This is a genomic window from Ralstonia mannitolilytica, assembly GCF_000954135.1.
In the GTDB taxonomy this organism is placed as follows: Bacteria; Pseudomonadota; Gammaproteobacteria; order Burkholderiales; family Burkholderiaceae; genus Ralstonia; species Ralstonia mannitolilytica.
Map to the genome: position 1 here is coordinate 1246743 of NZ_CP010800.1, position 13082 is coordinate 1259824.

The 13082-nt window shown below is 62.1% G+C and carries 15 protein-coding genes and 1 riboswitch; of the genes, 3 read left to right on the top strand and 12 right to left on the bottom strand.

The genetic code is table 11. The features are described from left to right. Positions 1-95: 95 nt before the first annotated feature. The 11 genes from TK49_RS25240 to TK49_RS22150 all read right to left on the bottom strand — a co-directional run bounded on the left by TK49_RS25240 (position 96) and on the right by TK49_RS22150 (position 8477). The gene (locus TK49_RS25240) at positions 96-1085 is read right to left on the bottom strand and encodes a DUF3330 domain-containing protein (RefSeq protein WP_035884593.1); all 990 of its coding nucleotides are present in this window, start codon (positions 1083-1085) and stop codon (positions 96-98) included. Continuing rightward, the gene (gene merE / locus TK49_RS22110) at positions 1082-1318 is read right to left on the bottom strand and encodes a broad-spectrum mercury transporter MerE (protein ID WP_035884594.1); all 237 of its coding nucleotides are present in this window, start codon (positions 1316-1318) and stop codon (positions 1082-1084) included. Before merE ends, TK49_RS25240 begins: the two co-directional genes overlap by 4 nt. After that, a complete protein-coding gene (gene merD, locus TK49_RS22115; RefSeq protein WP_035884595.1) occupies positions 1315-1680 on the bottom strand; it encodes a mercury resistance co-regulator MerD in 366 nt (121 codons plus the stop codon). Before merD ends, merE begins: the two co-directional genes overlap by 4 nt. A gap of 17 nt (positions 1681-1697) precedes the next feature. Continuing rightward, entirely contained in the window at positions 1698-3383 is a 1686-nt protein-coding gene (gene merA, locus TK49_RS22120) for a mercury(II) reductase (protein WP_035884596.1), read from the bottom strand. A 41-nt stretch (positions 3384-3424) separates the two neighbouring features. Then, positions 3425-3850, bottom strand: coding sequence for an organomercurial transporter MerC (gene merC, locus TK49_RS22125; protein WP_035884597.1), 426 nt, complete (start codon positions 3848-3850; stop codon positions 3425-3427). Positions 3851-3869: 19 nt separating this feature from the next. Further along, positions 3870-4145, bottom strand: a complete 276-nt coding sequence (merP, locus tag TK49_RS22130; RefSeq protein ID WP_032489136.1) for a mercury resistance system periplasmic binding protein MerP — start codon at positions 4143-4145, stop codon at positions 3870-3872. Between the two features lie 15 nt (positions 4146-4160). Further along, positions 4161-4511 (bottom strand): mercuric transport protein MerT, encoded by a 351-nt coding sequence (locus TK49_RS22135; protein ID WP_032489135.1) that lies wholly within the window; start codon positions 4509-4511, stop codon positions 4161-4163. A 165-nt stretch (positions 4512-4676) separates the two neighbouring features. Beyond that, entirely contained in the window at positions 4677-5336 is a 660-nt protein-coding gene (locus TK49_RS22140; RefSeq protein ID WP_032489134.1) for an organomercurial lyase MerB, read from the bottom strand. 83 nt (positions 5337-5419) lie between these two features. Next, positions 5420-5653 carry a hypothetical protein gene (locus TK49_RS24650; protein WP_157774030.1) on the bottom strand — a complete coding sequence of 78 codons (234 nt, stop codon included), beginning with the start codon at positions 5651-5653 and terminating at the stop codon, positions 5420-5422. A gap of 90 nt (positions 5654-5743) precedes the next feature. Beyond that, the gene (locus tag TK49_RS22145; protein WP_012435725.1) at positions 5744-6754 is read right to left on the bottom strand and encodes a sodium:calcium antiporter; all 1011 of its coding nucleotides are present in this window, start codon (positions 6752-6754) and stop codon (positions 5744-5746) included. Positions 6755-6852: 98 nt separating this feature from the next. Further along, positions 6853-6963: riboswitch (yybP-ykoY riboswitch) on the bottom strand. A 248-nt stretch (positions 6964-7211) separates the two neighbouring features. Beyond that, a complete protein-coding gene (locus tag TK49_RS22150; RefSeq protein ID WP_045220114.1) occupies positions 7212-8477 on the bottom strand; it encodes an IS256 family transposase in 1266 nt (421 codons plus the stop codon). Positions 8478-9021: 544 nt separating this feature from the next. On the opposite strand from TK49_RS22150, the gene TK49_RS22155 reads away from it, so the two are divergent. From TK49_RS22155 to TK49_RS22165, 3 genes are all read left to right on the top strand, one after another. Next, positions 9022-10470 carry a carbohydrate porin gene (locus TK49_RS22155; RefSeq protein ID WP_012435726.1) on the top strand — a complete coding sequence of 483 codons (1449 nt, stop codon included), beginning with the start codon at positions 9022-9024 and terminating at the stop codon, positions 10468-10470. A 236-nt stretch (positions 10471-10706) separates the two neighbouring features. Further along, positions 10707-10913, top strand: coding sequence for a hypothetical protein (locus TK49_RS22160; protein ID WP_012435727.1), 207 nt, complete (start codon positions 10707-10709; stop codon positions 10911-10913). Between the two features lie 43 nt (positions 10914-10956). After that, positions 10957-12600 (top strand): Nramp family divalent metal transporter, encoded by a 1644-nt coding sequence (locus tag TK49_RS22165; RefSeq protein ID WP_012435728.1) that lies wholly within the window; start codon positions 10957-10959, stop codon positions 12598-12600. 31 nt (positions 12601-12631) lie between these two features. On the opposite strand, the gene TK49_RS22170 is transcribed toward TK49_RS22165, so the two are convergent. After that, complete coding sequence (locus TK49_RS22170; RefSeq protein WP_233902599.1) at positions 12632-13015, bottom strand: hypothetical protein; 384 nt, start codon at positions 13013-13015, stop codon at positions 12632-12634. Positions 13016-13082: the final 67 nt, after the last annotated feature.

Here is a 13082-nt window from a genome sequence, read left to right on the forward strand (position 1 = left end):
CTATGACCCTTGACGGCGTATGTCAATCAATTCGGAAGGCAACTCTATTCTGACGATTTAGCGCCGGATGGTCTGACGCCAAGTTAGGGTATGCTTCAATCTGACGGCGGCAAGTCGCAGGCGTTTGGATCGGCGCTGGTTTCGTTCCCTGCCTTGGCGCGCGCCTGGAAGCGCCGATAACACTCCAACCCACAGAAGTGTTCGACGTATTCCGCACCTTCCGGCGTGAAGGCGGCATCGAGCGGAATTTCCTTACAGCACACGCAGCAACTGGTGGCGGTCGGATTACTTGCATTCATGGTGGCACCCTTCCATTGACTGACGAAGGCAGCGAATGCCGCCGCCGGCATCGGTTTGGCGAACAGAAAGCCTTGTCCTGCGTCGCAGTCCGCTTGTCGCAACAGCTCAAGACTCGCCGATGCTTCCACGCCTTCGGCCACCACATCCATGCCCAGCCCATGCGCAAGCTGGATCACGGTGTGCACGATGGTCTGGTCGCGGTGGTCGTTGGCGAGTCCGGCGACAAACGATTGGTCGATCTTGAGCGTGCTGATGGGGCAGCACTTCAGGTGTTGCAGACTGGAATAACCCGTCCCGAAGTCATCGGCGGCGAAGCGCACACCGATCTGTCGCAAAGCTTCCAGGGCGGGGAAGATCGCCGGATCACCGAACGCGACCGATTCGGTCAGCTCAATTTCAAGATACTCGGCGGGCAACTCGGCATCGGCCAGCACGCCCTTTACCCACCCGTCGAAGTCTGGTCCCACCTGGCTCGCCGAAACATTGACGGCCAGCCGGAACGGTCGCCATGCCAGCATCCTCCAGTCGCGCACCTGGTGGCAGGCTTCGCCCAGCACCCACGCGCCGATTTCCGGCATCAGGCCGGACGATTCGACCACGGGCAGGAACTGGCCCGGCGGCAACATTCCGAGCGTCGGATGACGCCAGCGCAACAGGGCTTCCGCGCCGACAATCTGGTCACTGCGCAAATCGACAATCGGCTGGTAGTGCAATTCAAGCTGCCCACGCTCGACCGCCTGCGCCAGTTGCGCCACTGTCCATTCAATTGGCTGGGAAGCACTCATGATCGACCTCTGAAGGCCCGCAGCAGCCGCGTTACAGACAGGACAAACAAGCCAGTCAGCGTGAGGGCTGCAATACCCCAGTGCTCCCCGATGAACGCGCCGGCCGTCGTCCCCGCGAGCACAACGGCGAGAATCGGCAAATGGCAGGGACAGGTGAGCACGGCCAGCGCGCCCCACAGATAGCCGGTGAACGGTTTGTGTGTCTCGGATGGCAAGCGCTCGGGGTTGTTCATGGCAGACTTTCAGCGTGCTGTGCCGACTCGGTCGGCATGGTTGCCAACTGCACTTCCAGGTCAGCCAACGCCTCGCGCCGACGTTCGACGAACTGGCGCAGCTCGGCAAGTTGCGAGGCCGCTTCATCGGCGTCCGCAGCATCCAGCGCCCGGCACAGCCGCGCCAGCGCATTCAGGCCGATGCCCGCCTCGAAAGCAGCCCGCACGAAGCACAGCCGTTGCAAGGCGGCATCGTCAAACAGGCCGTAGCCGCCTGGGGTGCACGCCACCGGGCGCAGCAATCCGCGCAGCAGATAGTCGCGCACGATATGCACGCTCACCCCGGCATCAAGGGCCAGTCGGGATACTGTGTAGGCGTTCATTGAACACCTCCTTTTTCTCAACCGGCGCAGCACGAAAGCTGCTTCACGTCCTTGCTGAAGGTCTGCGCCGCGAGCTTCAACCCCTCGACCATCGTCAGGTAGGGGAACAACTGGTCGGCCAGTTCCTGCACCGTCATGCGGTTACGAATTGCCAGGACCGCCGTCTGGATCAGTTCGCCCGCTTCCGGCGCGACCGCCTGCACGCCGATGAGCCGTCCGCTACCTTCCTCGATGACGAGCTTGATGAAGCCGCGTGTGTCGAAGTTGGCAAGCGCACGCGGCACGTTGTCCAAGGTCAAGGTGCGACTGTCGGTCTCGATCCCGTCGTGATGCGCTTCCGCTTCGCTGTAGCCCACGGTCGCCACTTGCGGATCGGTAAACACCACGGCCGGCATCGCGGTCAGGTCGAGGGCCGCGTCTCCGCCCGTCATGTTGATCGCGGCACGGGTGCCGGCCGCTGCCGCCACATAGACGAACTGAGGCTGGTCGGTGCAGTCGCCGGCCGCGTAGATGTTCGGGCTACTCGTGCGCATGCCCTTGTCGATGACGATGGCCCCTTGCGCATTGATGGTGACCCCCGCCGCGTCCAGTGCCAGGCTGCGCGTGTTCGGTGTCCGCCCGGTGGCGATCAGCAGTTTGTCGGCGCGTATTTCACCGTACCCCGTGGTCAGCACGAATTCGCCGTCCACATGGGCGACCTGGCTGGCTTGCGTGTGTTCCAGCACCGTGATCCCTTCGGCACGGAAAGCGTCGGTGACGGCCTCGCCGATGGCCGGGTCTTCGCGGAAGAACAAGGTGTTGCGCGCCAGGATCGTCACCTGGCTGCCCAGTCGGGCAAAGGCTTGCGCCAGTTCCAGCGCCACCACCGACGAGCCGATCACGGCCAGGCGTTCGGGAATGGTGTCGCTGACCAGGGCCTCGGTCGAAGTCCAGTAGGGTGACTCTTTCAAGCCGGGAATCGGCGGCACGGCCGGGCTGGCGCCCGTGGCGATCAGGCAGCGGTCGAATACCACCACGCGCTCGCTGCCTTCGTTCAAACGGACAGCAAGGCTCTGGGCGTCCTTGAAATGCGCTTCACCGTGCAGAACGGTGATGGCTGGAGTGCCATCCAGAATGCCTTCATACTTGGCGTGGCGCAGTTCATCGACACGGGCCTGCTGCTGGGCCAGCAGCCGCTCGCGCAGGATCGTCGGCGGTGTGGGTGGCATGCCGCCATCGAACGGGCTTTCCCGGCGCAGATGGGCGAGGTGGGCGGCGCGGATCATGATCTTGGACGGCACACAGCCGACATTGACGCAGGTGCCGCCGATGGTCCCGCGCTCGATCAGCGTGACGTGCGCGCCTTGCTCGACGGCTTTCAGCGCCGCAGCCATCGCGGCGCCACCGCTGCCGATAACGGCGATGTGCAGTCCACCCCCATCACCGCCAGCCTTGTCGCCACCGCCCAGCCATCCCAGCGCCTTGCCAAGCAATCCGCCCCGCACTGAAGTGGATGGGGCATCGGCGAGCGTGGCCTTGTAGCCGAGGCCGGCCACGGCGGCGGCCAGCGCATCCGGCGAGGTGCCGGGCTCGGTGGCGAGTTGCGCGGTGCCCTTCGGGTAGGACACGACTGCCGACTGCACGCCCGGCACTTTCTCCAACGCGTCCTTGACGTGCACAGCGCACGAATCGCAGGTCATTCCGGTGATCTTTAAGGTGGTCATGAATCAATTCCTTTTATTTACTTCGGTGACGGCCAATGCCGTCATCCGCGTTTTGGTGGCAGTTCGCAGCCGTCCGGGCCACAGCAGGGCTTTGCTGGCGAGATGAAATCCCAAATCGATACCCCGACCATGAAGGCCAGGCCGATATACAGCAGCCAACCGCTCCGCCAGCCGTAAGCCCGCATCAAAAACACCGCTGCCAGCACCAGGACAGGGCCGATCACGCCGGGCGCAGTCCGTCGCCACTGCCGATGATTGCGCCAACTGATCGCATTGGCAAATAGCGCGATGCCGGCGAACGTCGGCAGCAGGATGCGAATGAACAGCCCTTCGTACTGACTCAGGAAGCCCAGCCCGATCGCTGCGCCCAGGCTGGCGATGGCGGGAAAGCAGGTGGCGCAGCCCATCGCAGAAACGACGCTGCCGAGGGAACCGGCCTTGTCGGTCACTCGTGTGATTAAGGACATCGCAGTGCCTCCTCGCGGCTCAACGCTTAACTGAGGACGGATAGCCCGCGTCTCCGGTGGCCTTGGTCAGTTTCTGCACGCTGGTCTTGGCATCATCGAACGTGACAACCGCTTCACGTGTCTCGAAGGTCACGTCAACTTTGCTGACGCCTTCGACCTTGGAAATCGCCTTCTTGACGGTAATCGGGCAGGCGGCGCAGGTCATGCCCGGCACCGACAGGGTAACGGTTTGCACGGCGGCCCAGGCGGGAACGATGGCGGCAGCAAGCAACAGGGAGGCAAACAGTTTTTTCATGACGAACTCCTGTGATTAATAGAAAAATGGCATGACGTAGGGAAATCCGAGCGCGACCAATACCAACGCGGCGACGCCCCAAAAGATGAACTTGTAAGTAGTTCGCACTTGGGGAATCGCGCAGACCTCACCCGGTTTGCAGGCTTGCGCCGGGCGGTAGATGCGCCGCCAGGCGAAGAACAGCGCCACCAACGCTGCGCCGATGAAGATCGGGCGATAGGGTTCCAGCACCGTCAAGTTGCCGATCCAAGCGCCGCTGAACCCCAGGGCGATCAGCACCAGCGGCCCCAGGCAGCAGGCCGAGGCAAGAATGGCGGCTAGCCCTCCAGTGAAGAGCGCCCCGCGCCCGTTTTGAGGTTCAGACATACGCTTGTCCTTTCAAAGCTGAATTGAATAGCTTAAGCTTACTTCCGTAGTCAGGTACAGAGTCAGGCCATATGCGAAACAATTTTTCGTCCTGCGTGCACGGCAGCGAAAACGCACCCCGCCATCCTTCGCGCATCGGGCACAGATGGCCGTTCGCATGCCTCGTCATGTGGAATAGTGGCCAAGCAGCCTCCTCTGGAACGCGAAAAAGGCATTGCCCACGGCAGCCGCTTGTGGCAAAGAAAAGGTGAGTGCGCCTGGGGAAGTCGTGCAATGCCGGCAGACAAAATTGATATTGGCGCATAAGCTGTTGCAGCATGCTTGTCCTTCTCCCGCACCGGATTCCCAGACGACGCGTGCGGCCTCCGGATTCTGATGTTCCTTCTCGACACTGCCGTTCGCCGCCAGCGAGCAGGCGAGGTGGCAGCGGCAAACCACGCACCGAGCTATGATGCGCGCGGCGTGCCGCACCATGCGTGGAATCGCGAGCGCATCGATCGCGCACATGGCATGGACACTCTTGCCGGCGAAATGAACGTGGATTTCAGTCTGGCGAGCGCTGAAGGGATAGCAGCCGATGCCTTGCTCGCCGATGACGATGGCATCCATCGCGCACAGCGCGTCGAGCACCGCCTGCGACCCAATCCCCGCTGCGGGCGGTGCTGCTTCGCGTATCCAATGACCGAGAATCCTGGCATAGGTCGACTGCAGCGTGGGATGCGCGTCTTCGATCCGTGCCTGCAACGGAAACTCGTCCGCCAGCTTCTGCTGCGCACGCGTCACCGCCGCTTTGAGTTCCAGTCGCGATTCGGTCGATATATTCATATTCATGGTTCCTCGACTTAGAAAAGAGCAATGGCAAACGTATTCCAAATGGCTTAAGCTTATTTCCGTAGTCATGTACGGAGTCAAACGATATGGAAAACAATTTGGAGAATCTGACTATCGGCGTATTCGCCAAGGCGGCCGGTGTCGGCATAGCGAAGAAAATTAGAAAAAGCGCCGACCTGACTGGCGAGAATAGCGAAGTAAGTTAGAAAAAATAGCGAAGTAGGCTGGAGCATGAAAGAGGCGCGCGCGAGTGTCCCGTCCCCGGGGCGCCAGCCTGCCCAGCCATGCAACCAGTGCGGTGCGAGAGTCAAGCATTGTCGTCTTGCCACCGGATGTCCATCGCCGACCGCCTCAGATGCCCGGCTGAGTGTCGGCAGTATGAACCCATGCAAGGCGTCCTGTTAGCGGGTCACTGGAAACCCGATCGCGAGAACAAACGCAAAAAGCGCGTACAAAGAGCTGACTGCTACCAGGGTTCGCCCATGCACGACTCCGCGCCGGAACATCATCCACAAGAACAAGATGGCGACCGCAGTAATGATGCCGGACGCAAGCAGCGGCCCGTCAAATCGCCATGGAGTGTAGAAGATCCCCAGTGCACTCGGGATGGTGGCCTGAATCATCATGGCCCCCGAGATGTTTGCCAGGGCGAGGCGTTCCTTGCCCCGGCGGACCCAAATCAGAGCGTTCATCGTCTCGGGCAACTCCGTCGCAACGGGGCTGAGCAATAGCGCGACAAGGTGTGCTGGCCAGTGCAGCGCTGTGCCAATCGCTTCAAGCTGTGCCACAAAGACGTGTGAAGCGCCGCCAATCACGACCAGCGCGAGCAGCACTTGCAGCACGGCCCACCCCAGTGGAGGTTCCGCCAACTTCGGGCGAATCGAGAGGGGCTCCAGTTCCTCTTCTTCAGGTGCCGTGTCACTGTCCTTGATCTCGCGCCAGACATAGATCGCATAGGCGACCAGGAAAAGAATGCCCAGCCAAGGCTTGTATGCAAAGGCAACAAGCCCCAGGGCAACCTTGACAACAAAGGCGCCCAGGAAAGCGGCCTGGTCCCGGCTCATGCGTGCATGGTCGACTTTGACTTCCGCGGTGGGACGGCCAAGCTCGCGTCGATTCATCATCAACGCCAAACCAACTACCGCATATGCGAGTGTGGCCAGAACAAGCGGGCCGCCCATCGCAGCACCGACGCCGAGATCTTTCTGCTCAGGCGTCGAACCGAAGACCACGGCAACGAACGTGACGGCACTTTCAGGCAGTGCTGTGCCAAAGGCGGCCAACACCGAGCCGACGGCTGTGGCGCCGAGATTCAGTCGCTTGCCGCACCATTCAATGCCGTTGACGAAGTACTCGCAGGCCAAATAGATGGCGCCTGCCGATATCAGGAAAAGACCGATTGTGAGGAGCATGAAATGAGGTAGCCAGGCGAACGAGATAAACCAATGGCGCAACGACGCGCGTCGCCCGGCCTGGGTGTGCACGTCGCGGCCAAAGGTCTCGCCTAGCGGCTCTGCTTGCAGCAGAGGCTGTCCACACCATGAGACGGCAAGGTCTCAAGTTTGTTGACGTGGACTTCCGAGCATTGCGCCCGGAATGGCTACTCCCCAATGACAACGGGCCGGAGTGTATCAGCATCCCCCCTGGCACGCAAAAGTACAAAGACGCCTCAATGTCGCTCACTCGCTGCGATAGATCCCGTGTGCGAGATAGTCGGCTTGAATCGATCCGTCAGGTCCGGCTTAGCTCAGCTACCTATGTAGTCTGTCCAGAGGGCCCGCCGAAATTTGAGGTGCGCGGGGCTGTCTGAATTTTTGTGTTCAAGGCTTTTTATTCGGGCTGCCGTTTCAGACGAGCCCGGTGGACATATTACGCGGCCGGTCGTGTAAAGCGCTCCCCATAGGCGATGGCGAACTGGTTCATGGCGTCTTTCCACTGCCTGGCTGCTCGGCCCCAGTCAGCCGTGATGTTGCGCAAGGCCAGCCACAGCAGCTTGGTGGCGGCATCATCGCTGGGAAAGTGCCCCCGCGTCTTGATGATTTTGCGCAGCTGACTGTGCAGGCTCTCGATGGCATTGGTCGTGTAAATCACCTTGCGCACCGCCGGGCTGAACGCAAAAAACGGAATGACGCGCTCCCAGGCCCGGCGCCAGGCCGCCACCACCGTGGGAAACTTCTGCCCCCAGGGACCAGCTTCCAGGGCATCGAGTTGGGCCGCTGCGGCTTCTGCGCTGGGCGCCGTGTAGATGGGCTTGAGCGCCGCTGCCAGCGCCTTGCGGTCCTTCCAGCTGGCATAGTCCAGGCTGTTGCGGATCAAGTGCACGATACAGGTCTGCAGCGTCGTGGTCGGAAACACCGCCCCAAGCGCCTCGGCTATGCCCTTGAGGCCGTCGGTGACGGCAATCAGGATGTCGGCTACACCACGGGTCTTCAGATCGTTGAACACCTTCATCCAGAACTTGGCCCCCTCGGTGTTCTCGATCCACAGGCCCAGGATGTCGCGGGTGCCGTCGGGCAGCACGCCCAGCGCCAGATAGATGGCCTTGTTGCGCACCACGGCATCCTCGCGGATCTTGACCCGCAGACAGTCGAAGAATACGACCGGGTACATCGGCTCCAGCGGGCGTGCCTGCCAGGCGGTGACCTCGGCCATTACCTCATCCGTGACGCAACTGATGAATTCAGGACTGACCTCGGTGCCGTACTGCTCGGCCAGAAAGCCCTGGATCTCACGCACCGTCATGCCCCGCGCGTACATGGCTACGATCTTGTCGTCAAAGCCGGTGAAACGCCGCTCGTGCTTGGGGATCAGGATGGGCTCGAAGGAGCCTGCGCGGTCGCGCGGCACTTCGATGCGCAGCGGCCCGTCCTGAGTCAGCACCGTCTTGGCGGACTTGCCGTTGCGCTGGTTGGCTGCATCCTCGGGGCGGGCGCTGCCGGGCGGGTAGCCCAGGTGGTACGACAGTTCTGCGCCCAGCGCCCGCTCGATCAGCGCTTTCTTCAGCGCCATGGTGGTGGCGTTGATCTGTTCGGCCGTCATCGGCGTGGTGCCGCCGGTCAGTTGTTCAATGAGTTCGTGGGGAATAGACGGCAGCGCCGCCGTGCCGGCTGCCGCCGGTTTCTTCTTGCTTGGCATAGATGCTCCTTTCCAACATGCTATGCCTCAAACACAAAATTCCTGACAGGCTCAGGTGCGCAGACACTTGCCCAATTCCGCCGCATTCCCTTTTTTGTAGGCGCTCCTATTCGCCACTTGATTCTCTTCCCTCTTGGCGTTCAGCGTTCTCCCGTTCCATGGCCGGCATTCCACGTTGTTTGACGGCTGCGACGCGTTGCTCAAAGCCAACGGAAAAACTGCTTGCAGGCTTACGTATGACTTTGTTACCCTTCGCCCCGTCAGAACTCGGAGTGATCTCCATGGACAGTTGTTCTAGTCGACCTTGGGTCGCACGTTGAACGGCTAGACAGTTTGGGCGCATCGCTGCGCTTCACCACTGCCTAGCCGCATTGCACGGCGGGTAGTGGATCTTGAGCGGGTTCTCCGCACAAGCCTCTCCCATCATTCGATCGTTTTATCGACACGGCCATGTGGCCGCGTACGCGTTTGCGTGCGTGGTTCCTGGGAGGCTCGTGGTCGGCCCATGCCTACGTCTGTCATAGAAGCAGACGAGGGAGGTCTCATGCTGTTTTTCTCGATGCTGCAGTACGCTTGGGTTGCAGTGCGTCCGCTCGTTCTGGTGCGCGCTGCTGCTCTGCGTCCCCTCCGTCGTCCGGCCTTGCTGGCTGCGATGGCTTTGTTCTCTGCTTTCACGCATGCTGCCCAAGCGCAAGAAGCTCCGGCTTCTGCTCCGGCTGCAGATGCGCTGCCTGCCGGTGGTGAGTTGGGCGACCGCTTCGGCTTCCATGGCCAATCGACGTGGGTCTGGCAAGCCAAGCCCGCCTTCAAGTCGCCGTACAGCGGCGACAACAGCCTGACGGCGGGCCGCGCCACGAGTTATTCCTTCAGCACGACGCTGGACCTGGGCATGCGGCTGTGGAAGGGCGCGGAATTCCACTTCAACCCGGAAGTGGTGATGGGCAAGGCGTTCTCCGATCTGCATGGCCTGGGTGGCCCCACCAACGGCGAGTTGGCCAAGGTCACGGGCACTGACCCGACGCTGTACCGCGCCCGCGTTTTCATGCGTCAGACCTGGGGCCTGGGCGGTGACACAGAAAAGGTCGACGCCGACTTCAACCAGTTCGCTGACGTGGTCGACAAGCGTCGCGTGGTGCTGACCGCGGGCAATCTGCCGGTGCTCGATGTCTTTGATGCCGTGGAGTACGCGCACGACCCGCGCACGCAGTTCCTGAACTGGTCGTTCATGACGCACCCGTCGTTCGACTATGCGGCCGATGCGCGCGGCTACAGCTGGGGCGTTGCGCTGGAGTACATCGACAGCGAGCTGGGCTGGGCCGTCCGCGCGGGCCGATTCCTGCAACCGCTTGAGTCCAACGGCTTGCCGCTCGACACGCGTTTTCTGAAGCACTACGGCGACATGCTGGAGCTTGAAAAGCGCTACACGCTGTTCGGCCAGGAGGGCAAGGTGCGCTTGCTGGGCTGGCGCAACTTCGCGCGCATGGGCCGCTTTGATGATGCGATTGCGCTCGGGCAGGCCACCGGTGCCGCGCCAGACCTGAGCCAGGTGCGGCGCGAGCACGCCAAGGTGGGCGTCGGCCTGTCGTTCGAGCAGAAAGTGGGCGAAAACCTGGGCCTGTTCACCCGCCTGAACTGGTCGGATGACAAGACCGAGACCTATGCTTTTACCGAGGTGGGCCGCAACGTGTCGTTCGGCGGTCTGCTCAAGGGCACGTCCTGGGGGCGGCCGAATGATGTGTTGGGGGCGGCCTTTTCGCTCAACATGCTGGGCCCGGATCATCGTGCCTATCTGGCGGCGGGCGGCAGCGGCGCCTTCCTGGGTGACGGCGCACTGAACTATGGCCACGAGCGCATACTCGAAGTGTTCTACAGCTTTCAACCGGTCAAGGGCATCACGCTCAGCCCCGATTTTCAGTTGATCCAGAACCCCGGTTACAACCGGGACCGCGGGCCTGCCAAGTTCTTTGGCATTCGTGCCCACGCGGAGTTCTAACGCCTACGGAGGACCCATATGGACAGTCCGAGTCGACCTTATCCGACAACCACATCAGTTTCCCACTAGGCCAGTCCGCCGCACGGTTTTCCCTGCTGCTGACTTGCCGCCCAGGCAAGGCAGCGGTGTCTGCATCGCTCCTTGATTGTTTGAATCTGCCGCCAGGGTAAGACGACCCCTGTGCGGCGATTGCCGCATGCCATGCACCCGTCGTGCGCATGTGGCGAGGAGTACCTATGCGCAAATTCAACATCCCCGCCCGTCGTTTCTCGGCAATCGCGCTGCCGTTCAGCTCGCCGTTCGTGCAGGCCCGGGCCGGTGCGCCCGAGCGTGCCAACGCCGTGCCCGCCACCTCCAACCGGCGTGCTGACGACGGTGGGCAGCCGCTCTCCAACCACGGCTACGCTGCCGCTGCCGTCCGGCTGTCGCGCACCTATTGGTAACCGGTGGGTCATCCAATCACCCAATAACAAATCGGAGGTCGCTATGACCCAACTGACTTCGGGCATCGACACACCACCACGTCATGCCGCTCTCGACGACGCCCATGTGGGCGACATCCGTGGGGCGCTCGGCACCATCGCCCACCATGACACCGGCGCGCGTGATAGCTGGCGTGCGCGCTTGCGTACATTGCTCGCCATCCTCGGGCCCGGCCTGATCGTGATGGTCGGCGACAACGATGCCGGCGCCTTCGGCACCTACACGCAGGCCGGGCAGAACTACGGCACCACGCTGCTCTGGACGTTGCTGCTGCTGATCCCTGTGCTGTACGTGAACCAGGAGATGGTGCTGCGCCTGGGCGCCGTCACGCGCGTCGGCCATGCGCGGCTGATCTTTGCGCGCTTCGGCAAGTTCTGGGGCAGCTTCTCCGTCATCGACCTGTTTCTGGTGAACGCGCTGACCTTGGTGACGGAATTCATCGGCATCAGCCTGGCGCTGGAGTATCTCGGCATCCCGCGTCATTGGGGCGTGTGTGCAGCGGCCGCGCTGGTGATGCTGGCCGCCTCCACGGGCGACTTCCGCCGCTTCGAGCGCTTTGCGCTGCTGCTGGTGGCGGGCAGCCTCACGCTTATTCCCATCTTTGTGATGGTGCACCCGCCGATGGGGCAGGTGGCGCGCGACTTCTTCGTGCCTGCTCTACCGGCCGGTGCACCGCTGGCGGAGGTAATGCTGCTGATCATCGCCATCGTGGGGACGACGGTGGCGCCGTGGCAGTTGTTCTTCCAGCAGAGCTACGTGATCGACAAGCGGATCACCGCGCGCTTCATCCGCTATGAGCGAGCGGACCTGTGGCTGGGCATCGTGCTCGTGATTGCCGGTGCCGTGGCGATGATCGCCTTCAGCGCGCAGGCCTTCCACGGTACGCCAGAGTTTGGCAACTACACCGATGCACTGGGCACGGCGAAAGGGTTGGAAGCGCACTCGGGCCGCTGGGCCGGTGTGCTGTTTGCGATCGCGCTGTTGGACGCCAGCATCATCGGCGCATGCGCGGTGTCGCTGTCCACGGCCTATGCTATCGGCGATGTGTTCGCTGTACGGCATTCGCTGCATCGCAAGCCGACGGAGGCCAAGGGTTTCTATGCGATTTACTTCGGGCTGACGCTGCTGGCCGCAGGGTTGGTGCTGACGCCGGGTGTGCCGCTCGGGCTGTTGACCAACGCGGTGCAATCACTGGCCGGCGTGCTGCTGCCGAGCGCGACGGTGTTCCTGCTGCTGTTGTGCAATGACAAGGCTGTGCTGGGCCCCTGGACGAACGGCCGCGCGATGAACATCTTCACCGGCGGTGTGGTGGCGGTGCTGGTGATGCTCTCCGTCATCCTGACGGCGGCGGTGCTGTTTCCCGGCATCGGCGAATTCGAGATCGGCGCGATCCTGATCGGCGGTTCGCTCATCGCCATTGTCATGTCGCTGGTGTTGTGGCACATCGAGCGGCGCAGTCATCGACCCCAGCATCCACTGCGCGTGAGCGTGCTCGATCGCGACCACTGGACCATGCCGCCGCTGGAGCAGCTCACGCCAGCACGTTGGACACCGCTCAAGCGCACGTGGATGTTTGTGCTGCGGGCTTATCTCGTGGTGGCCGCTGGACTGGTGCTGGTGCGGATCGCTGGGCTGGTGACGGGATGAGGCTAGGCCAACAGCCTACATACATCTTGCCTCACGCGCCGGGTAGCTGAAGCGGTTTTGAGTCCAGTTTGCCAACGGGGACAAGGGGTTGCTCGCAATCCCGGATGTTCACGTATACGTGCGCGTCCTTTTTCAACGGGCTGTCGAGAGGCAGTTGCACCACCACGTGTTGCAGTTTATGGCTGCTATGCATATATCTGCCGGCCGTGGTTCCGAAGTCGAACCTTACGACAGCAACCGGAGGATACGCTGCAGACAGGTCTCGCCTTTGGCGGCACAGCGCTCCGAACCGCCCCAGATCCGCTGGTGCACCAATCTTTTCGATTTCTCCGAGTCTCCATCCCTCGTCGTAGGCATATTTGCCTTCATAGATAGTCGAGCAACCGGCGAGGGACATGACCAGCATTGTGCTCATGGTGCGCATCTGCAGTGCGGAAGGAAGAGAGCGCATTCTGAGAACTCCTACCATCATCTGCCTCTTG

Excerpts from the sequence above, each read along its gene's own strand:
- TK49_RS22150 (WP_045220114.1), bottom strand. The coding sequence starts at position 8,477 with ATGCCAAGCAAGAAGAAACCGGCGGCAGCCGGCACGGCGGCGCTGCCG.
- TK49_RS25240 (WP_035884593.1), bottom strand. The coding sequence starts at position 1,085 with ATGAGTGCTTCCCAGCCAATTGAATGGACAGTGGCGCAACTGGCGCAG.
- TK49_RS22155 (WP_012435726.1), top strand. The coding sequence starts at position 9,022 with ATGCTGTTTTTCTCGATGCTGCAGTACGCTTGGGTTGCAGTGCGTCCG.
- TK49_RS22135 (WP_032489135.1), bottom strand. The coding sequence starts at position 4,511 with ATGTCTGAACCTCAAAACGGGCGCGGGGCGCTCTTCACTGGAGGGCTA.
- merP (WP_032489136.1), bottom strand. The coding sequence starts at position 4,145 with ATGAAAAAACTGTTTGCCTCCCTGTTGCTTGCTGCCGCCATCGTTCCC.
- TK49_RS22160 (WP_012435727.1), top strand. The coding sequence starts at position 10,707 with ATGCGCAAATTCAACATCCCCGCCCGTCGTTTCTCGGCAATCGCGCTG.
- TK49_RS22140 (WP_032489134.1), bottom strand. The coding sequence starts at position 5,336 with ATGAATATATCGACCGAATCGCGACTGGAACTCAAAGCGGCGGTGACG.
- merD (WP_035884595.1), bottom strand. The coding sequence starts at position 1,680 with ATGAACGCCTACACAGTATCCCGACTGGCCCTTGATGCCGGGGTGAGC.
- merE (WP_035884594.1), bottom strand. The coding sequence starts at position 1,318 with ATGAACAACCCCGAGCGCTTGCCATCCGAGACACACAAACCGTTCACC.
- TK49_RS22165 (WP_012435728.1), top strand. The coding sequence starts at position 10,957 with ATGACCCAACTGACTTCGGGCATCGACACACCACCACGTCATGCCGCT.
- merC (WP_035884597.1), bottom strand. The coding sequence starts at position 3,850 with ATGTCCTTAATCACACGAGTGACCGACAAGGCCGGTTCCCTCGGCAGC.
- merA (WP_035884596.1), bottom strand. The coding sequence starts at position 3,383 with ATGACCACCTTAAAGATCACCGGAATGACCTGCGATTCGTGCGCTGTG.
- TK49_RS22170 (WP_233902599.1), bottom strand. The coding sequence starts at position 13,015 with ATGAGCACAATGCTGGTCATGTCCCTCGCCGGTTGCTCGACTATCTAT.
- TK49_RS22145 (WP_012435725.1), bottom strand. The coding sequence starts at position 6,754 with ATGCTCCTCACAATCGGTCTTTTCCTGATATCGGCAGGCGCCATCTAT.